At 33.2% G+C, this 24,678-nt stretch carries 23 protein-coding genes; 14 read left to right on the top strand and 9 right to left on the bottom strand.

The annotated features are described in order from the left end of the window. Positions 1-299: 299 nt before the first annotated feature. The 3 genes from lpdA (at position 300) to GM921_RS03040 (ending at position 3,034) form a co-directional block, all read left to right on the top strand. Positions 300-1,688 (top strand): dihydrolipoyl dehydrogenase, encoded by a 1,389-nt coding sequence (gene lpdA / locus GM921_RS03050; RefSeq protein WP_182921137.1) that lies wholly within the window; start codon positions 300-302, stop codon positions 1,686-1,688. A 114-nt stretch (positions 1,689-1,802) separates the two neighbouring features. Continuing rightward, positions 1,803-2,642 carry an MBL fold metallo-hydrolase gene (locus GM921_RS03045; protein ID WP_182921136.1) on the top strand — a complete coding sequence of 280 codons (840 nt, stop codon included), beginning with the start codon at positions 1,803-1,805 and terminating at the stop codon, positions 2,640-2,642. A 62-nt stretch (positions 2,643-2,704) separates the two neighbouring features. Then, the gene (locus GM921_RS03040; RefSeq protein WP_182921135.1) at positions 2,705-3,034 is read left to right on the top strand and encodes a YegP family protein; all 330 of its coding nucleotides are present in this window, start codon (positions 2,705-2,707) and stop codon (positions 3,032-3,034) included. A 52-nt stretch (positions 3,035-3,086) separates the two neighbouring features. On the opposite strand, the gene GM921_RS03035 is transcribed toward GM921_RS03040, so the two are convergent. From GM921_RS03035 to GM921_RS03025, 3 genes are read right to left on the bottom strand one after another with little or no spacing between them, the layout of a single operon-like run. Then, the gene (locus GM921_RS03035) at positions 3,087-3,293 is read right to left on the bottom strand and encodes a helix-turn-helix domain-containing protein (protein WP_182921134.1); all 207 of its coding nucleotides are present in this window, start codon (positions 3,291-3,293) and stop codon (positions 3,087-3,089) included. Positions 3,294-3,339: 46 nt separating this feature from the next. Then, a complete protein-coding gene (locus GM921_RS03030) occupies positions 3,340-4,134 on the bottom strand; it encodes a DUF2975 domain-containing protein (protein WP_182921133.1) in 795 nt (264 codons plus the stop codon). A 2-nt stretch (positions 4,135-4,136) separates the two neighbouring features. Further along, entirely contained in the window at positions 4,137-4,685 is a 549-nt protein-coding gene (locus tag GM921_RS03025) for a DUF2975 domain-containing protein (protein WP_182921132.1), read from the bottom strand. A 329-nt stretch (positions 4,686-5,014) separates the two neighbouring features. On the opposite strand from GM921_RS03025, the gene GM921_RS03020 reads away from it, so the two are divergent. From GM921_RS03020 to GM921_RS03005, 4 genes are all read left to right on the top strand, one after another. Continuing rightward, positions 5,015-5,875: a sigma-70 family RNA polymerase sigma factor gene (locus GM921_RS03020; protein ID WP_182921131.1), complete on the top strand. Its 861-nt coding sequence runs from the start codon at positions 5,015-5,017 to the stop codon at positions 5,873-5,875. A 207-nt stretch (positions 5,876-6,082) separates the two neighbouring features. Further along, positions 6,083-7,531 (top strand): glyceraldehyde-3-phosphate dehydrogenase, encoded by a 1,449-nt coding sequence (locus GM921_RS03015; RefSeq protein ID WP_182921130.1) that lies wholly within the window; start codon positions 6,083-6,085, stop codon positions 7,529-7,531. Between the two features lie 93 nt (positions 7,532-7,624). Continuing rightward, the gene (locus GM921_RS03010; protein ID WP_182921129.1) at positions 7,625-8,410 is read left to right on the top strand and encodes a PhzF family phenazine biosynthesis protein; all 786 of its coding nucleotides are present in this window, start codon (positions 7,625-7,627) and stop codon (positions 8,408-8,410) included. Between the two features lie 82 nt (positions 8,411-8,492). Continuing rightward, positions 8,493-9,440, top strand: coding sequence for a M28 family peptidase (locus GM921_RS03005; protein ID WP_182921128.1), 948 nt, complete (start codon positions 8,493-8,495; stop codon positions 9,438-9,440). 80 nt (positions 9,441-9,520) lie between these two features. Here GM921_RS03005 and GM921_RS03000 read toward each other — a convergent pair whose 3' ends face one another. From GM921_RS03000 to GM921_RS02985, 4 genes are read right to left on the bottom strand one after another with little or no spacing between them, the layout of a single operon-like run. Further along, a complete protein-coding gene (locus GM921_RS03000) occupies positions 9,521-11,140 on the bottom strand; it encodes a S41 family peptidase (RefSeq protein WP_182921127.1) in 1,620 nt (539 codons plus the stop codon). A 38-nt stretch (positions 11,141-11,178) separates the two neighbouring features. Further along, a complete protein-coding gene (locus tag GM921_RS02995; protein WP_182921126.1) occupies positions 11,179-11,787 on the bottom strand; it encodes an HAD hydrolase-like protein in 609 nt (202 codons plus the stop codon). 12 nt (positions 11,788-11,799) lie between these two features. After that, the gene (locus GM921_RS02990) at positions 11,800-12,294 is read right to left on the bottom strand and encodes an ATP-grasp domain-containing protein (protein WP_182921125.1); all 495 of its coding nucleotides are present in this window, start codon (positions 12,292-12,294) and stop codon (positions 11,800-11,802) included. Positions 12,295-12,337: 43 nt separating this feature from the next. Further along, a complete protein-coding gene (locus GM921_RS02985) occupies positions 12,338-13,012 on the bottom strand; it encodes an ABC transporter ATP-binding protein (protein WP_182921124.1) in 675 nt (224 codons plus the stop codon). Between the two features lie 138 nt (positions 13,013-13,150). Between GM921_RS02985 and GM921_RS02980 the strand changes: the two genes are divergently transcribed. The 5 genes from GM921_RS02980 (at position 13,151) to GM921_RS02960 (ending at position 19,163) form a co-directional block, all read left to right on the top strand. Further along, entirely contained in the window at positions 13,151-13,777 is a 627-nt protein-coding gene (locus GM921_RS02980; RefSeq protein WP_182921123.1) for a hypothetical protein, read from the top strand. After that, positions 13,777-14,073 (top strand): winged helix-turn-helix domain-containing protein, encoded by a 297-nt coding sequence (locus GM921_RS02975; RefSeq protein ID WP_182921122.1) that lies wholly within the window; start codon positions 13,777-13,779, stop codon positions 14,071-14,073. The genes GM921_RS02980 and GM921_RS02975 overlap by 1 nt, the downstream gene beginning before the upstream one ends. Positions 14,074-14,154: 81 nt before the next feature. Next, a complete protein-coding gene (locus tag GM921_RS02970; RefSeq protein ID WP_182921121.1) occupies positions 14,155-14,916 on the top strand; it encodes a ferritin-like domain-containing protein in 762 nt (253 codons plus the stop codon). A 1,160-nt stretch (positions 14,917-16,076) separates the two neighbouring features. Beyond that, positions 16,077-17,270: an ADP-forming succinate--CoA ligase subunit beta gene (sucC, locus tag GM921_RS02965; RefSeq protein WP_182921120.1), complete on the top strand. Its 1,194-nt coding sequence runs from the start codon at positions 16,077-16,079 to the stop codon at positions 17,268-17,270. A 693-nt stretch (positions 17,271-17,963) separates the two neighbouring features. After that, positions 17,964-19,163: a GAF domain-containing sensor histidine kinase gene (locus GM921_RS02960; protein WP_182921119.1), complete on the top strand. Its 1,200-nt coding sequence runs from the start codon at positions 17,964-17,966 to the stop codon at positions 19,161-19,163. Here GM921_RS02960 and GM921_RS02955 read toward each other — a convergent pair. After that, complete coding sequence (locus GM921_RS02955) at positions 19,156-20,337, bottom strand: sensor histidine kinase (protein WP_182921118.1); 1,182 nt, start codon at positions 20,335-20,337, stop codon at positions 19,156-19,158. The two genes, GM921_RS02960 and GM921_RS02955, sit on opposite strands and share 8 nt — an antisense overlap. A 293-nt stretch (positions 20,338-20,630) precedes the next feature. Between GM921_RS02955 and asnS the strand changes: the two genes are divergently transcribed. Continuing rightward, positions 20,631-22,067 carry an asparagine--tRNA ligase gene (gene asnS / locus GM921_RS02950; RefSeq protein WP_182921117.1) on the top strand — a complete coding sequence of 479 codons (1,437 nt, stop codon included), beginning with the start codon at positions 20,631-20,633 and terminating at the stop codon, positions 22,065-22,067. Between the two features lie 166 nt (positions 22,068-22,233). On the opposite strand, the gene GM921_RS02945 is transcribed toward asnS, so the two are convergent. Then, positions 22,234-23,874, bottom strand: a complete 1,641-nt coding sequence (locus GM921_RS02945) for an FMN-binding glutamate synthase family protein (protein WP_182921116.1) — start codon at positions 23,872-23,874, stop codon at positions 22,234-22,236. Between the two features lie 113 nt (positions 23,875-23,987). On the opposite strand from GM921_RS02945, the gene GM921_RS02940 reads away from it, so the two are divergent. After that, complete coding sequence (locus GM921_RS02940) at positions 23,988-24,608, top strand: L-threonylcarbamoyladenylate synthase (RefSeq protein WP_182921115.1); 621 nt, start codon at positions 23,988-23,990, stop codon at positions 24,606-24,608. Positions 24,609-24,678: the final 70 nt, after the last annotated feature.

Below are 24,678 nucleotides of genomic sequence, written 5' to 3'. Positions count from 1 at the left end.
TATGTTAAAATATCGCCTGCAAATGTAAATATTTATTTTATTCAGATTCTCATTTCCAATGTTAAATAATTATTAATTAACGCAAAACTTATCAACACTTAACATTAAGATTAAAAGCCTTAACTAGCACTTTATCAATCGCTTGATATTTATATGTTTTAACTTATAACAAAAGGGAATTAATCATTAGAAAGCCTACAATTGTCAAATTGTTTGTTGTAACATCTTTAAGGTAATTTTAATCAACATTTTTTTTAATTTTGACACATTGTTTTAAGCTAATTTTCCTTTAAAAAGATATGAACTACGATTTAATTGTTATAGGCAGCGGTCCTGGTGGATATGTTACTGCAATAAGAGCTTCTCAATTGGGTTTAAAAACTGCAATTGTAGAACGCGAATCTTTAGGCGGAATATGCCTTAACTGGGGATGTATACCAACCAAAGCTCTATTAAAAAGCGCACAAGTATTTGAATATATTAACCATGCTGCTGATTATGGCATTAATGCTCCAGAAGCTACTGCAGATTTTGCCACTGTAATTAAACGTAGTCGTGGTGTTGCTGATGGCATGAGCAAAGGCGTTCAATTTTTAATGAAAAAAAATAAAATTGACGTTATAATGGGCTCGGGTAAAGTTAAACCTGGCAATAAAGTAGAAATTAAAGCTGCTGATGGAACCCAGCAAGAATTAACCGCAAAAAATATTGTAATTGCTACGGGTGCACGTTCAAGAGAATTACCAAACTTGAAACAAGATGGCAAAAAAATAATCGGATATCGCCAAGCAATGGTTTTACCTGAGCAACCAAAATCTATGGTAGTAGTAGGTTCTGGCGCAATCGGTGTAGAGTTTGCTTATTTCTACGCAACAATGGGTACCAAAGTAACTATTGTAGAATTCATGGAAAATGTTGTTCCAGTAGAAGACGAAGATATTTCTAAACAATTATTACGCAGTTTAAAGAAAACTGGTATTGAAATCATGACTTCTTCAAGTGTTGAATCTGTTGATACAAGTGGAAGTGGTTGTAAAGTTCAAGTTAAAACTGCTGCTGGCATGCAAACTATTGAATGTGATATCGTTCTTTCTGCCGCAGGCGTTGTAGCTAATATTGAGAACATTGGTTTAGAAGAAACTGGTATTAAAACTGAAAAAGGTAAAATCGTTACTGACGAGTTTTATAACACTTCTGTAAAAGGATATTATGCCATTGGCGATGTAGTTGGCGGACAATCTTTAGCTCACGTAGCATCTGCAGAAGGCATTATTTGTGTAGAGAAAATTGCTGGTCAACATGTTGAACCTTTAGATTATAACAATATTCCAGGATGCACCTATTGCACTCCAGAAATTGCATCTGTAGGTTATACTGAAAAAGCAGCCAAAGCAGCTGGATATGAATTGAAGATTGGGAAATTCCCTTTCTCAGCTTCTGGTAAAGCAAGCGCAGCTGGTGCAAAAGATGGTTTTGTAAAATTAATTTTCGATGCAAAATACGGCGAATTATTAGGCGCACACATGATTGGCGCTAACGTAACCGAAATGATTGCAGAAATTGTAGTTGCTCGTAAATTAGAAACTACTGGTCATGAAATGATTAAAGCTGTACACCCACACCCTACTATGAGTGAAGCAATTATGGAAGCTGCCGCTGATGCGTATGGGGAAGTGATACATTTGTAAAAGAGATTAATTGTTGAAATTGTAAAATTGGTTAATTGCGTAAGCGGTTAACCAATTTTAGTTTATAGTTTGTTCATAAAATCGTAATTTGTAAATCTAAAATCGTAAATCCATATGAAACTGTATACTATAAACACAGGCTTTTTTAAATTAGATGGCGGTGCAATGTTCGGCGTTGTACCAAAATCAATCTGGCAAAAAAGTAATCCTGCAGATGCAAATAATTTGTGCAACTGGGCAATGCGATGTTTATTAATTGAGGATGGAAGCAGACTTATTTTAGTTGATAATGGTATTGGAAACAAGCAAGATGAAAAGTTTTTAGGTCATTATTTTTTGAATGGCGATGATACGTTAGATAAATCTTTAGCTGCGCAAGGATTTAGTAGAGATGATATTACCGATGTATTTTTAACGCATCTTCACTTCGATCATTGCGGTGGTTCAATTGAAAGAGTTGGCGATAAACTTCGCCCTGCGTTTAAGAATGCATTATATTGGACTAATCAGCAACATTGGGATTGGGCAATACATCCTAATGCAAGAGAAAAAGCATCTTTTTTAAAAGAAAACATCCTTCCTATTCAAGAAAGTGGACAATTAAGATTTATTCCTTCACAAAATGGCGTGGTTTTTCATGAGGATATTAAAATCCGCTTTGCGTACGGCCATACCGATGCGATGATGCTGCCACAATTAAACTACAAGGATAAAACCATTGTGTACATGGCAGATTTATTGCCCTCTGTTGGCCATATCCCACTTCCTTACGTAATGGCTTATGATATGTTTCCTTTGCAAACCTTAAAAGAGAAGGCAGCGTTTTTAGAGGAGGCCGCAACAAATGAATACATTCTCTTTTTAGAGCATGATCCTATAAATGAATGCTGTACGGTGCAACAAACAGAAAAAGGGGTTAGACTAAAAGGTGCTTTTAATTTAAACGAAATTTAACCTTTGACTTGATTAATATTTTTAATAATTTGGATAAAAAATTACCTTAAAAAACAATTAACATGGGAAAATTCGAAATTAAAACTAGAAAAAATGGTGACTTTCAGTTTAATCTAAAAGCTGGAAACGGACAAATTATTTTATCAAGCCAAGGATACAGCTCTAAAGCGAGCTGCGAAAATGGAATTGAATCGGTTCGTAAAAACTCACAAGATGATAATCGCTTTGAGCGTGTAGAGTCTTCAAACGGTAAACCTTACTTTAATTTAAAATCTACCAATGGTCAAGTTATTGGCAATAGCGAAATGTACGAAAGCGTTGCTAGTAGAGAAAATGGAATTGAATCAGTTAAAAAAAATGCACCTGATGCCACAATTGATGACCAAAGCTAAATGAATTTTTAAACTATTTTCGACTGTGTTAATATGGTACAGTCGAAAATAGTTATGTTAATCTAAACTCCAATAAATCTCCTGGTTGGCAATCTAAAGCCTGACATATTGCTTCTAAAGTTTCTAATCGTATTGCTTTTGCCTTACCTGTTTTTAAAATAGAAAGATTAGACATCGTAATCCCTACCCTTTCACTTAGTTCTGTTAAGGACATTTTCCGCTTGGCAAGCATTACATCAAGGTTTACTATTATAGGCATGTTTGATATGTGAGATTTGAGACAGTAGATTTAAAACTGGATGCAACTAGATGGTAAGTTCGTTTTCTTGTTTAACCAAAATTGCCTCTTTTAAGACTTGAGAAAGCAAAATAATTAATATTCCGATACCAATATTAGTAATACTCACAGTACTAAAGAAATCGAAACTCAAATCTAAAAAATTATACCCTTTTTTTTCAATCAGCGAATAAGTGTGCAGTTTAGGATGTTGCATTATTATTCCATTGATATATCCTATTGCAAGTGTTAAAATTTCAGATAAGATTAACAAAATCCCAAGAGATGAGACTAGCTTAAAGCTTCTAATCATAAAAATTTCCCTATCCATGTACCGGTTGGTTAATTTTATCAAAATAATTATAAAGAATAGATAAAAAACCAAGTCCAGTTTTTCTGTTACAGCCCAAAAAAAGTTATAAATTTTGTTTTTAGAGATGGCTCTAACTGTCATATTTTCTTGCGAATTGATATCATTTGTTATCTTAATACATTCATTTTCAGAAGATTTAATAATATTTACAATCTTATCTTTTACAGAATCAGCACCAAGATTTCTACCATTGTAATTATGAGTATTAGCCTGCCCACCACCACTACTATAATAAGTTAAGGTATCAGGAATACTCAAACTCATTACACCTTTAATTTGATATCCTTGGTCTTTATAGCCATAAGTCCATCCACCAACTTCTACATATGATTTTGGAAGAAAGAGCTCTATATATAAATTTAAAATCAAACTTAAAGACCCAAGCAAGAATAAAAATTGTAGTAAGATTTTAATCGTACGGGCTAATAAGAAATACTTAACTGGTTTCATAATCATATAGTTAAATCTTGCTCTTCCTTAATTTTCATTCCCGAGATAAACACTTCAGCTATACCCAAACCAATTAATCCAGGAAGTACATACTGCTCAAAAATTCCAATAAAGCCTAATAAGGAACTGGTAAAATATCTCATATTTCCTTTTACAATGGCAACAGTCATCAACATTAGGTTAAAAAACAAAAGCAAACAAGCAAAAATCAAAAAATAATATGCAATCTTCCTTATCATAATAGCTTGGTTGGACTGAAAAACGCCTCCATTTAGAATCGATTTTACTATTTTACGTAAATAAAATAATACTGCGCCATATAATAAACGGGAGACAATTTTGGGCAATAACGCTTTAAAGGTAATCCACTTAAAGTTCAGCTTTAAGTTATCAAAGCTATCCGAACCCGGTAGTTGATTAGCAAAATCTGAAAATTTTCGCGAATACATATTCATATAAAAGAATGTGATAATAATAGATGCAATAATTAAAAGCAAAGTTAAATCTATACCTCTCAAAAGTAAAGTCAGCCTTTTCGTATTTGTTTCCATAATTATAGTGTTAAATGTTCTTTGACAACATGACATTCTATTTTAATTGTAATTCTATTCGAATTGATTTAAAATTAATATCACCACAAACATAAAACATTTATTATTATAAATCAAAATATATTTATTGATTTACAATAAATAATAACCTCAAATCAATATACAGTATTAAATACTGCCAAATTAAATTTGGAATGATTTTTGTAGTTAAGTATTTGTTAAAAATTGTGACGTAAAGCGTAACATTTTCAGCAATTTACCCTTTCATTCTGTATAAAAATTCATACTTTTGCAGAATCGAAATTTATACAGCGCACTAAAACACATAAATGAGACAACTCAAAATTACCCAATCCATCACCAACCGCGAAAGTCAATCATTAGACAAATACTTGCACGAGATTGGAAAAGTAGATTTAATTACCGCAGAAGAAGAAGTAATACTAGCCCGCAAAATACGTGAAGGCGATCAAGCAGCTTTAGAACGCTTAACTAAAACCAACTTACGTTTCGTTGTATCGGTAGCTAAACAATACCAAAATCAAGGCTTAACTTTAGGCGATTTAATTAACGAAGGTAACTTAGGTTTAATTAAAGCAGCTAAACGTTTTGATGAAACCAAAGGTTTTAAATTCATTTCATATGCTGTTTGGTGGATTCGTCAATCAATTTTGCAAGCAATTGCAGAGCAAAGCCGTATTGTACGTTTACCCCTTAACCAAGTTGGTTCATTAAGTAAAATCAGCAAGGCTTTCTCTAAATTAGAGCAAGAATTTGAACGTGAACCATCTCCTGAAGAATTGGCAGAAATTTTAGAAACAACAGTTGATAAGATTTCTGACACATTGAGTAACTCTGGTCGCCATGTATCTATGGATGCACCGTTTGTACAAGGTGAAGAAAACACTTTGTTAGATGTACTTGAAAATCACGAACCAAATACAGATAGTAATTTAATTAACGAATCACTTTCTGAAGAGATTAGACGTTCGTTATCTACTTTAACTGAGCGTGAGCGTGAAATTATCGTTTTATTCTTTGGTTTAAGTACTAATCACCCACTTTCTTTAGAAGAAATTGGCGAGAAATTTAACTTAACTCGTGAGCGTGTACGTCAAATTAAAGACAAAGCCTTACAACGTTTACGTCATACATCACGTAGCAAAATTTTAAAATCTTATTTAGGATAAGCTCCAAAAAGTTTAGCCAAATAAATATAATAGCCGCAGATTAAAAGGATTAAATTATTCTTAAATCTGCGGCTAATTTTTTATACACTTAGTGTAACTCTAACACCATTTTACGCAATATATTAAGCAGAAATAAATCAAAAAAGATTGGGTACTCACCCGATCTTTTTTACTTTTGTGCCATTCTAATCAAATAAACTTTCTTGTATGTTAAATAAGTATCAATCAGAGTTTCAAAGCTGGATTGAAAAAGAAAAAAAAGCGCTTGAATTAATCAGTGTTGTAGGACAATTATGGTTTGATCGTTCTATCGAACTTGTCCTTTTTCGTAAACCTTTATTCGATGTTGGTAGTAGCGAAATACTCGCTTACCACCAATATGCAAAAGACGTAAGTGGCAAAGATATTTCGATTTACGAAACGCTTGAATTGGCTTCTACAATTGCAAAATGTAGCCTTGCTCCTTCTCGTGTTGATGTTGGTCGTTTAGCTGCCGAGTGGCTTGATGAAAACAATAAGCATTCTTCAATGCGTGATTTTGTGATTAGCAAACTCAGCAAGCACATCGGCAAAGACAAGATTAGTTTAAAACCTAAAGACGTTGTTTTATACGGTTTTGGTAGAATTGGTAGAATTGCTGCCAGAGAATTAATTGTACAAGCTGGAAAAGGTGAACAATTACGTTTAAGAGCTATTGTAACTCGCACGTATAGCGATGAAGAGTTGATAAAACGAGCAGAATTATTGCGAACAGATTCCATTCATGGCCCTTTTAATGGTACCATTATAGAAGATTTTGAAAATAAAGCGCTGATTATAAATGGGCAAACTATTTACCTTATTGTAGCTAAAAATCCCGAAGATGCAGATTATACCGCATACGGAATTGAAGATGCTTTATTAATTGACAATACTGGTGTTTTCCGCGATCGCGAAGGTTTAGGAAGACATTTAAACGCAAAAGGAATTAGCAAAGTGTTATTAACCGCACCAGCCAAAGGTGATATTCCAAATATAGTTACCGGTATAAATGATGGCGATTTCGATTATCAAACGGAAACAATTTTCTCAAATGCATCTTGCACAACAAATGCGATTATTCCAGTATTAAAAGTAATTGATACAGCTTTTGGTATTGATAAAGGTCACATTGAAACAGTACATTCTTATACTAACGATCAAAATTTATTAGATAATTACCATAAAAAATACCGTAGAGGTCGTTCTGCAGCATTAAACTTAGTTATAACTGAAACTGGAGCAGATAAAGCTGTGGCAAAAGTAATTCCTCATTTAGCTGGAAAATTGACTGGAAATGCTGTTCGCGTACCAACACCTAATGTTTCGCTTGCCATATTAAATTTATCACTCGATAAAATTACTTCAAAAGAAGAAGTTGCTGCTGTTTTAAAAGAAGCTTCATTATTTGGAGATTTATCCGAACAATTAGAATATTCTATCTCTAACGAGTTGGTAAGTAGCGATTTAATTGGAAATAGTCATGCATCTATTATTGATGGACCTGCTACTATTATTTCTCGTGACAATAAATCTATTGTTTTATACGCATGGTACGATAATGAATATGGGTATACTCGCCAAGTTATTCGTTTGGCAAAAAGATTAGCTGGTGTAGTACGATTAACTTATTATTAACCTCTACCTTAACTTTGTCAATCCTAATAAGCATATAATTAATTAGGATTGACAAAGTTTATAATTCCTAAATTTGAACATAAATCAGCCCACATGAAATTTCAAATTTATCAAGCAGATGCTTTTACAGATCAACTTTTTGGCGGAAACCCAGCAGCAATAGTTCCATTAACAGAATGGTTACCAGAACCTTTAATGCAAAAGATTGCTGCAGAAAACAATTTAGCTGAAACTGCTTTCTTTGTCCCACAAGGTGAAAATTTTGAATTGCGTTGGTTTACTCCTGAAGTAGAAATAGATTTATGCGGTCATGCTACTTTAGCTACGGCACATATTTTATTTACAGAATTGGGGTATACGAAAGACATTATCCATTTTCACACTTTAAAAGCTGGCACTTTAACAGTAACCAAAACCGACAACGTATATACGTTAGATTTTCCATCACGACCGTTACAAGTTTGCGATACGCCAAATGGTTTATTAGAAGCTTTAGGAAACATCAACGCTATTGAAGTTTTAAAACTGCGGGACTATGTCGTTGTTTATCAAACTGAAGCAGAAATAGCTAATTTAAAACCAGATTTTAATGCGTTACTAAACGTAGATGCTTTTGCTATTACTGTAACCGCCAAAGGCGATAAAAGTGATTTTGTTTCGAGGTTTTTCGCTCCTGCTGCTGGTATAAATGAAGATCCTGTAACGGGTTCGGCACATTGCAATCTTATCCCCTATTGGGCAGAAAAATTAGGCAAAAACGAATTACATGCCTATCAAATATCAAAACGCAGAGGCGAATTGTGGTGCACATTAAAAGGTGATAGAGTTTTAATGTCAGGAAAAGCAGTAACTTATCTAAAAGGAGAGATTTATATTTAAAATTCACTCTTTCGTAAAAACTTACACGCTTCTTTTATCAGACAATATCTTTACCTTTATTTCTGAACAAATTTAAAATCGAATGAAAAAATTATTGTTGATTTCACTAGTATTCTTAATAAGCTGTAGCACAGTAAAAACCACTCAAAATAATTCCAAAACTGGAGAACAATTACTTAAAGATGTAGAAACACTTTCATCGGATGCGTATGAAGGCCGTAAAACTGGAACCAAAGGCGGAGAAATGGCCAGAACTTATTTACTTGGTCGTTTAAAAGAAATTGGTTTAAAACCATATCCAGGTCAAGGTAGCTTTGAACAAAGCTTTGAAATTAAAGGTCGTAACGGTGCAGCGGCTGTTCAAGGGAAAAACCTAATTTCTTATATTCCTGGCAAGAGCGAAAATGTAATTGTGATTTCTGCACATTACGATCACATTGGAATTATTAAAAATGAAATTTATAACGGAGCTGATGACAATGCATCTGGTGTAGCTGGCTTATTACAATTTGCCCAATACTTCGCTAAAAACAAACCTAATAACACGTTAATCTTTGCATTATTTGATGGCGAAGAAATGGGTTTACAAGGAGCAAAAGCTTTTGTGGAAAATCCTCCAGTAACATTAGATAAAATTAAACTGAATGTTAATATGGACATGATAAGCCATAATGATAAACAGGAATTATATGTAGCAGGAACCTTTAAATACCCAGAATTAAAGGGATTTTTAGTTACAACAAATCCGAATTTAAAATTATTAATGGGACATGATGACCCTAAACTTGGTCATGACGATTGGACAAATCAAAGCGATCAAGGTGCTTTTAATGCTAAAAACATTCCATTTCTATATTTTGGAGTAGAAGACCATAAAGATTATCACAAAGCAACGGATGAATACCAAAATATTAATAAAACTTTCTTTATTGATGCAGCAAATGCTATTCAAGAAGTTATTGTAAATATTGATAAGCAAAGAGATATTCAGTCAATTTTTAGAGAACGATTACAAATGAAAAAGCAGTAATTCTTTTACCTATTTCGAAATAAAAAAGACCGTTAAATACGGTCTTTTTTATTTTATAATTAATGGAGAATACAATCGTATTAATTTTTTCTTCTATTTCTATTTTCTATCATTCCTTTAAATTCACCATTACCAAGATCAGAATTGATTACTTCAGATGATTGCACAGCTAAACTCCTTTCTTTAGCTGCTGATAATGTTTTAGCCTGACCAGTAACAGTAACACCTAAATTTAAAGTATTAAGTGCTAGTTTTAAATAATTATCATTTAGATTACCAAAATCATACATCACTGTATTTGCCGGCACTTCTGATGCTGAAACATCTGGCGCTATTCCTGTATAATAACCTCCTTGCCCTAAAGAATTTTTTGTTTCGAACAATGAAAAGTAAACATCATATTTATTTTCTATCGTAACAGGGAAAAATCCAACTGGTTTACCATAAGTTGTTTGTCCTACCAATTTAACATTCAAACCAGGTTTCAAACTATTAATTACCAATTCACTAGCAGAAGCTGTATTTCCCGAAACTATAAAAACCACATTAGTTACGCCACTTAAAGGTCCTTTTTTAGCAAATTTAGATGTGTTATTTGCTACAGAATACGGATTGGTCATGTAATCGTACAGATTTATTATTTTTGCATTCGAATATTGAACTTTACCATTTGCATCTAACAATGGTTGATTTTTAAGAATGGTAGCCTGATTATTTTGCATCGTTGCATTATAATGTTCTGTAAACATTACAGTTCCTGTTAAACTTGGAGGAGCAATTAAATTAATTAAATACTCTGCTGTTTCAATATATCCACCACCATTATATCTTAAATCAATAATTAAATCGGTAACGCCGGCAGTAGCAAAACTTGCAAATGCAGCATCAAAATCTGGTTGAGAATTAGTTAGTTTAGAAAATCTAGCATAAGCTAAATACCCAATTTTCTTCGTACCCGCTGTTAACACTTTAGTTTTATAAACTGCGTTACTCTTAAATATTGCCTTTGTTAAGGTGATATTGAAATCAGTTCCTGCACTATTAATTCCTTCTAGCTTAATTGTAGTGCCATTTAGTGCCGTTTGAATTGCCGAACTCTGAGATGGAAAATCAATTCCATAAGCTACACCATTTATTTTAGTAATCTTATCACCCCGTAAGAATCCTGCAGTCTCTGCTGGCGAATTTTGGTAAATAGCAGTTGCATAAATAGTGTAACTCGCATTTGTACCATAATATCCAAATCTTATTCCAAAATCATTACCATTACCCTCTAAGTCAACTGAGCTTTTTTGATCTGCAACAAATGCTGATGGATTTTTAGTGGTAACGTCTTGTATATATGAATATTTAGTATCTGTAGGATCTGGAGCATAATATTCATAAGATAAACCTGTACTAGGATTAATTTTATATCGAGTTATTGCAAATAGCTCATTCGTATAGTTGGCTAAATCACTACTTGCGCTAGTATAGCTTCTTGGATTAAAAGCTTGGTAAGTTGGTAATGCATCATTCCAATAATACATTTCTTTAGCATATAAAAAGATAGAATCTTTCGATAATTCAGCTCTCGTACCTGTACTTGGTACTACTACAGGTGGTTCTGGTGTAGGCGTTGGAGTTACCTTCGTTTTTTTACAGGCAGTTATAGTTAGGATAGAAATTGCGAGTATACTAACAAGTAGTTTTATTTTCATTTTTTAATAGATTACAGTACTAATTAACGTAAAAAAATTTACAATAGTTTCGTTATAGTTAAATAATCTACGCCTACATTAAGTGCGAAATCTTCATCTTCTAACGTATTTCCTATCATTAAAATATCATTCTTTTTTAAAGCATGCTGATCTAGTATAAATTCTATGCTTTTTGTAGCAGGCTTTGGTACAAATTCTTGAGAAAAATAAACTTTTAAATATTTCTCTAAACCATGCCATTCTAGTTGTTTTATTTTGTTTACTTGCTGTAAGGGTTCTCCATCAACTAATAAAAAAATCTCTTTTCTTTCTACTACAACTTCTTGTAAAAATGAAAGCACTTGCTGATATAGCAACAGTTTCAAAGGTAAACGAGCATTTTCATGTAATAGCTCAAAATTGGTTTTATATTTTTCTGGAATATTAAATTTCACAGCGGTTTTTTCAAAGATATTTTCATCGCCATGAGCTGCAAATTCAGACTGCATAAATGCAATAATTTCTGCAGCATTTATTTGCTCTGTATATTCTATAAATTCTGCAAACAGATAATATACTTGCAATAAATAGTCTTTTTCTGGATACAAAACATTATCCAAACCTAAAATAAACGCTTTTTTGTCTTTGATATATTCTTCAAAAGCCATCGAAATGATTGGTTAAATTGTAATTAAATTCAATTTAAATGCTGTGTCATCTTTTGTGATATAAAATGCACCATTTAAGTTTTTTTGTTCGTTATTGGCAGGAATAACCTCGCTATTGGATGCAAAGAGAACTTCTCCAGATTTATAAATAACCCAATCACCTGTTTTAAGAGTACTAGCAATGTTAAAGTACAAATCTAATTCTTCTCTATTTGGTACTAAAACCTGAATATTAAATTCATTAAACAAAGTTTCAGCTTTGACTACAGCTTCTATTTCAAAATTATGTATTGGTAAAATAAGGTCTACTCCTTCATCCAAACATTTATTTAAAAGTGTATGCGCTAAAACATCTTCGTTTTTTTCACCTAAACTAATTAGTGTATAAGCACTTGATGTAAGAGATGGAACTTCGCCATAATCTGCAAGTATAACTTGATAAGTAGCAAACGCCTTTACTAATTTAAGTGCTGTTGCAGAGTTGCCTCCAGTAATTAATATTTTCAAGTTTTAAATTTTAATTGATTGATTTTTGAATAAACCAATGTTACTATTGAACTAATGAACTCGTATTTTCCAATACTAAACCATCTTTCATTGTCACTACCCTATCGCTAATTTTAGCAAGATCTTCGTTATGCGTTACAATTACAAAAGTCTGTTTAAAATTATCGCGTAAATTAATAAACAACTGATGCAAAGCATTGGCATTGGCCGAATCTAAATTACCCGAAGGCTCATCTGCCAAAATAATTGCAGGATTATTAACTAATGCCCTAGCCACTGCTATTCGCTGTTGTTCACCACCAGATAACTGATTTGGTTTATGATCTGCTCGTTCACTTAAACCTAAAAGTGCTAATAATTCGTGCGCTTTTTTTTCTGCTTCCTTTTTACTTTTTTTAGCGATAAAAGCAGGAATACAAATATTTTCTAACGCAGTAAATTCTGGTAAAAGATGATGAAATTGAAAAATAAAACCAATATTCTGATTTCGAAAAACACTTAATAATTCGCCTGATAGTTTACTTATTTTAGTGCCTTTTAATTCCACAGTGCCTTCATCAGGCTTATCCAAACTCCCTAAAATATGCAACAAGGTACTTTTACCAGCTCCAGAAGCCCCAATAATACTTACAATTTCTCCTTTGGCAACTTCAAAATCTACACCTTTTAAAATTGGTAAATTTCCATACGCTTTTTTTATTCCTGTGGCCTTTAGCATTTGGTAAAGTTAAGAAAAATTGGTTAATGGCTTATAGTCTATGGTCAATAGGCTATGAGTCATTAACCAAAAAATATTTTAAAAAAACTTGCAATATTAAATTTCTTAATTAACTTTGAAAAACAAAGCACTTTTAACATGAGTAATCAGGAAGAACAATTGAATGCCTTGAGCGACATTAGAAAAATGATGGATCGCTCATCTAGATTTATCTCTTTAAGCGGATTATCTGGTGTATTTGCTGGACTAACGGGTTTAGTTGGTGCTTATTTTGCACATTTAGAGTTGCAAAAATATGTTAATGGCAGTTATGGTATTGATGCCGATACTGACATTGAAGCTAACTTAATTAAAATTGGTTTTACGGTATTAGTTGTTGCAATTGCTGGCGGATTTCTATTCACTCTTCGCCAAAGTAAAAAGAAAAACCTCCCATTTTGGGATAAAACAGCTAAAACAATGTTAATCAATTTGGCTATCCCTTTAGTTGCTGGAGCTTTCTTTGTTATCGCATTGTTATTTAATGATACGAATACCACTGGTTTTATTGCACCAACCTGCTTAGTATTTTATGGCTTAGCACTCATCAATGCAAGTAAATACACCTATACCGATATCCGTTTTTTAGGTATTTGTGAAGTTGTATTGGGCATTATTGCACTATTTAATATTGGCTACGGTTTATATTTTTGGGCATTTGGTTTTGGCGTGCTTCACATTGTTTATGGAACAATTATGTACTTTAAATACGAAAGGACAAAATAATGGTAAATCCAATTGAAGCCCTTAACAAGATATTCGATAGTCGAATAAGGCTTGGTGTAATGTCCATACTCATTGTAAATGATTCGGTAAGTTTTAACGAACTGAAACAACTATTAGAATTAACTGATGGTAATTTGGCCTCTCACCTAAATACGTTGGAACAAGCTGATTACCTAAAAGTTCAAAAAGCATTTATCGGCAAAAAAACAAACACTACTTATTTTATTACAGATTTAGGAAAACATGCTTTTAAAGCGCACTTAGATGCTTTAGAAAAAATGATAAAAGGAGTTTAAATTTTTTTACATATTTACTTTGAAATTCAAAGCACTTTCCATAAATAAAGAACTGAAGAACCATTTAAAATTCAATTAACTATGCATAATTCATTGTATTGGATAAATTATTTTACCCAAAACCTTAAAAACAAAAGAATAGATTGGAGCATTAAGCCCGTTTTAAGCCAAATAGAAAGAGAGAATATTCTAAAATCTCTGCAAGCTTGGCAATTAGGCGAAACATCTGAAGGTACTAACTTAATAAATGCCGCAACTAAACACGCCAAACAATTGAACGATCGTCATTACACACCTGCCATTAAGTTATTTATTACTGAAGAACAAAAGCATGGAAATAATTTGGGCAAATACTTAGATCTTATTGGCGAACAACGAATTAAAAAAGATTGGGGTGATAGCTTATTTAGAAAAATAAGAGGTTTAAACACACACATGGAGTTTTGGACCATTGCCGTAATTACAGTTGAAAGTACGGCACAAATATTTTATCAATGTTTAAAAGATGCCACAAAGTGCAATTTATTAAAGCAAATATGTACTGATATTTTAATTGATGAAGCCGCACATATTACCTTTCAAACTGAAAGATTAAGCTTACTTTATAACGATAAAAGTGCAGTAATGAGGTTTTTTACTTATTATTTTTACACCTGCTTCTACTTCTCTACCCTACTCGTGGTTTGGTTTGCGCATCATAAATTGTTTAAAGCTGGGCATGTAAATTTCTCTAAGTACTTGATGAAAATGACACTCAAATTCAAAAAGACAATTAAAAAATTGAAACCAGAAAAGGCAGTAGTATTTAGAGTTCGAAATAGTGAAGAAATTTTAGGTTTATGATTTGAAAATCGAAGACAATGAAACGATTAAAGTTAGTCGGGCTATTCGTTTCAATCTTTTTATCCTTCGACAAGCTCAGGATGACAAAAAGGATTTCCACTGCTATCCCGTTTAGTTAACACAGTGTTTTGCTACTATCCTCCTCGTCCATTTATGGAGCTTTGACAAAATTATAAGCCGTTTGAAAGAATTTTATCAAAGCTTTTGGTTATTTCGTTAACCCGTATAAGGCACTTTTGAGTGAAAGATTTTTCCATTTCGCTGCGTTCATTGCTTAACCTACTTCGTCCTTTCGAGCGCAGCCGAGAAATCTTTGAATTTACAATCATTTATTGAAAAGATCTCTCCATTCCGCTGCGCTTTCAGTCGGAATGACGTTGAAACTATGCAAACCTTTATCCTATCGGTTGGTGTCTCACCAACCGAAACCCGCAACTAGCTTTTTTAATTCGCAACTTTTACAAATTAAAAGTTTAAACACAGAATTATTTTTTAAGCTTCCAAATACTTTACATTTAATAAATAGTCAACTTTCTTTCAATTGTTCTTTACAATTTCATCATAAAAGAATGCTAAAAGGTTAATGGTTGCGACGGACTTAGTTCGGGGTTAGTTCGGAGTTTGTTCGGACTTGTGACAATTGAACCCGAACTAACTCCGTCGCAAATGCGAATAAACTTGGAGGTAATGGTTAAACTATTAGAGATGTGATATTATTCTTTCTCCAGAGCTGTCGACATTCTATATTGACTGTTATAACTTCTTTCTGCATTTCTCTATATCGGCCGGTGTCTCATCGACCGATATAAATATTTTGTTATGCTTTACAACCTCAAATAGTTGCAAAAACCCAAGTTCTCTAAACCCGATTGTAGCGAACATGAAGCTGAGGCACGAAGCGAGTAAAGCGAAAAGCGGGATTGACTTTAAAAGAGCTTTTGTCTTTGCTTTTCGAAAAAAATATCAAGTCGAGAGTTATAAGTTGAAAGTCTGTAAATTTTGTTAAAAAAAGCAGGCTTTTTACTTGCTTCTTCCTACTTTATACTGAAAAATAATTGTAGATTTGAGCAAATTTTTGAGCAAATGAACCCGTTGAGATTAAAATAATTATTTTAATCGCTTAGGCTCCATCTGACAGATAAAAACAAAATTACAAACAGATGAATATCCACGAATATCAAGGTAAACAAATTTTAAAGAGTTTTGGCGTTGCTGTACAAGAAGGCATTGTTGCTGAAACTGTTGATCAGGCTGTAGAAGCGGCTAAGAAAATGAAAACTGACTATAACTCTGAATGGGTTGTGATTAAAGCACAAATTCATGCAGGTGGTAGAGGTAAAGGCGGTGGCGTTAAGCTGGCTAAAAACTTAGACGAAGTGAAACAACGTGCTACCGATATTTTAGGTATGCAATTGGTTACTCCACAAACTGGCCCTGAAGGTAAAAAAGTGAATAAAATTTTAGTTGCTCAGGATGTTTATTATCCAGGTGCTTCTGAAACTAAAGAATTTTACGTTTCTGTTTTGTTAAACCGTGCCAATGGAACTAACATTATCATGTACAGTACTGAAGGCGGTATGGATATAGAGGAAGTTGCAGAACATACTCCTCATTTAATTTTTAAAGAAGAAATTGATCCTAAAGTTGGCTTACAAGGTTTCCAAGCTCGTAAAATTGCTTTCAACTTAGGTTTAACTGGCGGCGCTCATAAAGAAATGGTAAAATTTATTACTGCTCTTTATAAAGCTTATGATTCTACAGATTCTGCTATGTTTGAAATCAATCCGGTTTTAAAAACTAGTGATGATAAAATTATAGCGGTTGATGCTAAAGTTGATTTAGATGAGAACGCATTGTTCCGTCACCCTGATTATGCAGCGATGCGTGATAAACTGGAAGAAGATCCAACTGATGTTGAAGCTAGCGAAAGTAATTTGAACTATGTGAAGTTAGATGGTAACGTTGGCTGTATGGTTAACGGCGCTGGTTTAGCTATGGCTACAATGGATATTATTAAAATTGCTGGTGGTGAGCCTGCTAACTTCTTAGACGTTGGTGGAACTGCAAATGCAACTACGGTTAAAGCTGGTTTTAATATCATTTTAAAAGATCCGAATGTAAAAGCAATCTTCATTAACATTTTTGGTGGTATTGTTCGTTGCGATAGAGTTGCGCAAGGTGTAATTGATGCGTATAATGAAATTGGGGATGTTCCAGTTCCAATTATTTGCCGTTTACAAGGAACCAATGCTGTTGAAGCTAAAAAATTAATTGACGATTCTGGATTAAAAGTTTATTCCGCAATTGCGTTAAAAGAAGCTGCTGATTTAGTAACTAAAGTATTAGCAAGCTAGTCAGAAAGTTTATAGTCCGCAAGTCGGAAAGATACATCGTATTAAAAAACCAGTTGAGTAATCAGCTGGTTTTTTTATTTAATAGTAAGAAGTTAAGTAAGACGAAGAAGACTTATTCTTCTTAAATCCTTAATGTTTAAATATGTGTTAAATAACAAAGACCAGTCGAAAATCGAGCTGGTCTTTTTTATAGTTTAGGTTGGTTGTTAGTTCTATTTATAAATTTTAAAGTTTACTCCTATTTGGAGAGTTTTTATTCGGTTATGGGTTAAATGAAAAAGCTCTGGCCATCCAACCAGAGCTTTAATCAAACCAAATATAAATGTACTTTTTTGTATGAACAGGACAAATATAAATATTTTTTGATTAAAAAACTCAAATTTTTAATAAATATTTTATTTTTTATCTTAAAAAAATAAATAATCAACATAAAAACACATTAAATTATACTTTATGATAAAAAAATGGGGTTTTAAAATAAATAAATCATTAGAAAATGTAATAATTTAAAAAATTAACATAGTTTTTTAGTTTTTTACCTTAAAAAAACCATACTTAATAACGAAAAACGTACTAAAAATAAAAATATACCTAAATTTTATTCAATTTATTGAAAAATTAAAGAAATTAGCCTCTAAAAATAGTACACCTTATTAAGTTATATTTGTTAACTACAAAAATGACAATTTAAGAATGAACGACTTTCAAATACCATCATCCATAATTCCTACAAACGATAATGAGCGTATTCAGAAACTTCATACTTACGATATTTTAGATACTCCTGCAGAAGATGCCTTTGATAAAATAGCTATTCTTGCAGCGCAGATTTTTAATTCGCCAATTGCTCAAGTAACTTTTGTAGATCGAGAGCGTGTTTTCTTTAAAACCAATATTAGTCCATTAGAAGCAACAGAAATTGATAGAAAAGATAGTTTTTGTTCTATTGCTATTTTAAACGACGATGTTACCTTATTTGAAAACGTACTTAAAGTTCCAGAATTAGCCACCAATCCTTTTGTAGCTATGGAAAATGGGATTAGGTTTTACGCTGGTGCGCCACTTAAAACTACTGAAGGTTTGCAATTAGGAACAGTTTGCGTATTAGATACCGAGCCTAAACAAGTAACTCAGCAGCAATTAAAAATGCTAGAAACGTTATCATCTATTGTAATGGATGAGCTAGAATTGCGGTTAGCCACTCGAAAAGCAATGCGCACTCAAACCGATATGATGAACAGAATTGTTCATGACCTTAAAAATCCTAATACCACTATTTCTCTTTCTGCAGAGTTGATTAAAAGGAAAGCAGATGATCCGAAAATTGTAACTGATTTTGCTGATCGCATAAAAAACGCTGCAAATGGAATGTTAACTAGCCTTAACAATTTATTGGATTTATCGCAGGTAGAAAATGGAGGATTTAGATTAAATCTTCAAGAAGTTGATGTTTTTCAGTTATTAAATGTAGTAAAAAAGAATTTTGAGCTTTTAGCCAAACAAAAAAAACAAAGTGTTAAAATTTCATGCGATTGTTCGACTACTATTTTAGCTGATTCAGTAAGATTACAAGATGCTTTTGAGAATTTACTGAGCAATGCTTTAAAATACGCACAACCAGGTACTGAAATTACAATTAATGTAAGCATAGTTAATAATCAACTCATTGTCGAATTTAAAGATCAAGGTCAGGGATTATCAGAAGAAGATATGGGTAAATTGTTTACAAAATTTGCTAAGCTAAGCGCCATTCCGACGGGCAGGGAACATTCTAATGGTTTAGGCTTATCTATCGTTAAAATGTTAATTGAGTTACATAAAGGCCAGGTTTGGGCAGAAAGTGAAGGCAAAAACAAAGGTGCCTCATTTTATATTTCTTTACCTATTAATTAGCTAATTTAAAGGATACAAAAAAGGTAGAACCCTTATCAGCATTAGGCTCAAATCCTATTTTCCCATCCTGTAAATCGGTAAATTCTTTACACAGCAATAACCCTAACCCAATCCCTCTTTCGTTATTGGTACCATAAGTTGATGAAGCTCTAAGCTTGAACAGCTTTCCTTGTTGTTCTTGGTCAATACCTAAACCATTATCTTTAATAGAAATACAGCAATCTTTTCCCTTTTTACGCGTACTTATTTCAATTAAACCTCCTCTTGGTGTAAACTTAATGGCATTATTTACCAAATTACGCACTACTAATTGAAACATATTCTTATCGGCAAGAATAGTAAAGCTATCATCGCTTGTTATAACAAGCTCCACTCCTTTTCTTTTGGCTGCATTTTTTTCAAGATTAAGCCCGTTCTTTACTATATCGCTCACATTTAGCTGCACCAAATCCACATACGAACCTTCCATCTGGTTTTTAGACCATGATAAAATATTCATCACCATATCAGATGTATCACGAGTTATCTGTAATAATTGCTGTCTCAAATAATCTTTTTCTTCCTCATCAATATCATTTTCCGATAACATTTCTAAATAACCTTGTATCGAATTTAATGGCATTCTTATATCGTGAGAAACTATGGAAAAAAGCTTATCCTTTTCAGAATTTAAGCGTTCTAGTTCTTTCTTTTGCAGTAGAATTTCTGCATTTTGTTGTTCAATAGCGATATTTTTTTCAAAAGCAGAAACACGTTCATAATCATAGTTTTTACGGATGTAACTAATGACCAAGTAGAATAGACCTGCAACTATTGCATACGTAAAGCTAAAATCGATGGTCTTACTCAATTCATCAGTATAAACATTTGGAGCTAATTGTGGATAGAAATATTCAACAACAATAATTGATAAAACCAAAAGAAGATTAAGCGGCAACCATATTTTGAAATTTTTCTTCGGAATAACGGATACACTCAAGAAAAAGACCAATAGAAACATTAATAAATTTGGACCATTGATGCCAGAATTATAAAAATAACTCGCGGTTATAGCTGCATTACATAACAAGCAAAAAATGTTAATTCCTAACTTTGATTTTCTTTTAAAACGAGATAAATAATACAGTACAGCGCAAAAAAACAAGCCAAACACCGAAAGGAAAGCTGAAACCATTAACCCCATGTAAAGGTTAAATGGGATTTCAAAACACATTGAAATAAAGACAAAAAGGCAAACTGTATTAAATATTCTTTCCTCTAAAGAAAACAATTTAGGGTCGCCGATAAATCTTCTACTAGTTAGCTGTTTTCCGAGATATAACACAAATAGCAATAGGTAGTTTACATAACAAACATAATGATATTAAAATGAAAAATAAAAAGTGATTTTGATAAAAGTAAGGACAAAGAAATAAGGAAATTACTGATTAAATCCTTATTTTTGACGCCTTTATAAAGCTACTGAGCATGATCAAGAGAGAGAAAATAAAAGACCTGCTGAATTCTACAGCATTTAATACAGAAGTTACCGTAATGGGTTGGGTGCGTACTTTTCGCAACAATCAGTTTATAGCACTGAACGATGGTTCTTGCATGGGCAATATCCAAATAGTAGTTGATTTTGCAAATACCAATGAAGATTTATTAAAACGTATTACTACTGGAGCAGCTATTGCGGTGAAAGGAATTTTAGTTGAATCTTTAGGTAAAGGACAAAAAGTAGATATTAAAGCGAATTCGATTGAAATACTTGGAGACAGCAATGCTGAAGAATATCCTTTACAACCTAAAAAACATAGTTTAGAGTTTTTAAGAGAAAAAGCACATTTGCGTTTCCGCACCAATACCTTTAACGCCGTATTTAAAGTACGTCATGCTTTGGCGTATGCCATTCATCAGTTTTATAACGAAAGAGGCTTTGTATATATGCATACACCTGTAATTACAGCAAGTGATGCGGAAGGCGCAGGCGAAATGTTTAAAGTAACCACATTAGATTTCGACAAAACACCTAGAACTGATGATGGAAAAGTAGATTTTTCAGCAGATTTCTTTGGGCGTGCAACTAATTTAACGGTTTCTGGTCAGCTTGAAGGAGAATTGGCAGCAATGGCTTTTGGTCAGATTTACACATTCGGGCCTACTTTTAGAGCAGAAAATTCAAATACTACTCGCCACTTGGCCGAGTTTTGGATGATTGAACCAGAAATTGCCTTTGCAGATTTAGAAAACAACATGCAATTAGCTGAGGATATGATGAAATATGTAATCAGCTATGCTTTAGAAAACTGCAAAGATGAATTAGCATTTTTAAATGAGCGTTTATTAGACGAAGAAAAAACTAAACCGCAACAAGAAAGAAGCGAATTATCATTAATTGAGAAACTAAATTTCTGTTTGGAAAACGAATTTCAGCGTTTAACTTATACAGAAGCGATACAGATTTTAAAACATTCTAAACCTAATCAGAAAAAACAGTTTAAATACTTAATTGATGAATGGGGAGCTGATTTACAAAGTGAACACGAACGTTATTTGGTAGAAAAACACTTTAAAAAACCAGTAATTTTAACAGATTATCCAAAAGACATCAAATCGTTTTACATGCGTATGAATGATGATGGAAAAACTGTTGCTGCAATGGATATTTTATTTCCAGGAATTGGTGAAATGATCGGCGGTTCTCAACGTGAAGAGCGTATGGATATGCTGACCAAACGTATGGAAGAAATGAATATCCCGCAAGAAGAATTGTGGTGGTATTTAGATACGCGTCGTTTTGGTTCTGCACCACATGCAGGTTTTGGCTTGGGTTTCGAGCGTTTAGTTTTATTCGTAACTGGAATGACAAACATTAGAGATGTAATTGCTTTCCCGAGATTTCCAAAAAGCGCTGAGTTTTAAAGGAGTCGGAAAGACAGAAAGTCCGGAAGTCGGAAAGATATAGTTTATAAAAAAGTCGCTTAGCAAATGTTAAGCGACTTTTTTATAGCTTTTCGTCATTGCGAGGCACGAAGCAATCTATCTAGCAGGAAAGATTGCTTCGCTATGCTCGCAATGACGCATTACGTTAATTACTATGTGAACTTGCCGTTTGGTAATCTACTGCCGAAACCTTATAATCTGTTGGCGCAAAACTAGCTGATGTACTTAGCGCCATTCCTAATTCGTGCTGTGCAGGATATGGTGTTTGAACCAAACTTCCCTCTGGGATATAAGGAAAAGTTTCCATGTACGATTGCATCACATTCTGACCAATTCTTCTATTGATATACGCTCTTGTTAATTGATAAGGATGTCGCAAACCTGCAGCGCCCAATAATTCTACCGCACTTTGAACGGTTAATCTGTGGAAATTAAACACTCTTACCGTTTTATCTTCAACCACCAAACCTTTCATTAAACTAGCATCTTGAGTTGCAACACCCGTTGGACATGTATTACTATTGCATTCTAATGCTTGAATACAGCCTAAAGCAAACATCATTCCTCTAGCCGAGTTACATAAATCTGCACCAAGGGCGATGTTTTTCACCAAATCAAAACCTGATGAAACTTTACCTGAAGCAATGATTTTAATGTGTTTCTTCAAATTAAATCCGCTCAAAACATCATACACAAAAGCAACCCCTTCACGTAAAGGCATACCTACTGCGTTAGAAAATTCTTGAGGCGCCGCACCAGTACCGCCTTCTCCCCCATCAACCGTAATAAAATCTACGTAAATCCCTGTTTCTATCATCGCTTTGCAAATAGCAAAAAACTCACTTCTTCTGCCAATACACAACTTAAATCCGATAGGTTTACCATTAGATAATTCCCTTAGTTTCTTTACAAAAGCTAACATTTCTAATGGCGTAGAAAATGCAGCATGCGCTGGAGGAGAAATTACATCGAAACCTTCTTTTACCAAACGGATGCGAGCAATTTCTGGAGTTACTTTCTTAGCTGGCAAAATACCACCATGACCAGGTTTTGCACCTTGAGAAAGTTTTATTTCAATCATTTTTACATTTTCGGTTTGCGAACGCTCTGCGAAAGCTTCATAATTAAATGAACCATCGTGGTGTCTACAACCAAAATATCCAGTTCCTATTTGCCAAATTAAATCTCCCCCTGGACCAGCATGATAATCGCTTATACCGCCTTCGCCTGTGTTGTGAGCAAAGTTTCCCATTTTAGCACCGCCGTTTAACGCCAAAATTGCATTCTGACTTAACGAACCAAAACTCATGGCAGATATATTATAAATACTTGCAGAGTAAGGTTGTTTACAATCTGGTCCACCAACCAATACTCTTGGGTTAACATCTAATTCATGATGACTTATAGCCGCAATACTATGACTTAACCATTCGTAACCGTTTTCATACACATCTAATTGCGTACCAAAGGGAATGGTATCGTTTTCTTTCTTTGCTCTCTGGTAAATCAACGAGCGATTTAATCTGCTAAATGGCTTTCCATTAGTATCACTTTCTACAAAATATTGATAGATTTTCGGCCTCAATTCCTCCATAAAGTATCTTAATCGACCAAAAACTGGGTAATTCCGCACAATACTATGCTTAGGCTGATATAAATCATAGACACCTAGTATAACAAATGGACCAGTGAAAATAAAAATCCACCATAAAAATGGATGGTACATCCCTAACATAATAGTTAAGGCTATTAAAAATGCGGCTATCGCAACAAATGCTTTTCTCATATTTTATTATTTAGCTCAGATGACTATCAAAAATAAGCAAAAACCTATTTCATTAAGTAATTATAATCTAATGATATTAAACAACTCGCATCTTATTTTTGTTATTTTTACATATGCTAATCAAGATCTATCCCGAAAACCCAAATCCTAAAGCAATAGAGCAAGTTGTTGAAATATTAAAAAAAGGTGGATTAATTATCTACCCTACAGATACTGTTTACGGATTAGGTTGCGATATCACTAATCAGAAAGCAATTGAAAAGATTTGTCGCATTCGCGGAATAAAACCTGATAAAGCTAATTTCTCCTTCATTTGTTCAGATTTACGACACATTTCAGATTTTATTAAACCAATTGACACCGTAACTTTTAGAGTATTAAAAAAAGCGTTACCGGGACCTTTTACCTTTATTTTTAATGCTAATAATAACGTCCCTAAGCTATTAAGCTCCAATAAAAAAACAGTTGGTATTCGTGTACCAGATAATGATATTGCAAGAGCAATTGTAGCAGAATTAGGCAATCCGATTATTTCGACTTCCATAAAAGACGATGATGAAGTAATTGAATACTCCACCGATCCAGAATTAATTTATGAGAAATACCAAGAGCTAGTAGATGCAGTAATTGATGGTGGTTATGGTGATAATGAAGCTTCTACAGTTATCGATTGTACCTCTGGAGATTTTGAAGTTGTTCGGGAAGGCAAAGGAAACATTGAAGACTTTTTTTAAATCTACGTATTTCTTATTAAGATAATTATTTAACTAAAAGTTTCATAAAATTCTGCAAAAGATATACATA

Source organism: Pedobacter planticolens (assembly GCF_014172375.1).
GTDB classification, from domain to species: Bacteria; Bacteroidota; Bacteroidia; order Sphingobacteriales; family Sphingobacteriaceae; genus Pedobacter; species Pedobacter planticolens.
The sequence above is the reverse complement of the archived record's forward strand: the minus strand, read 5'-3'. Positions and strand labels throughout refer to the sequence as shown.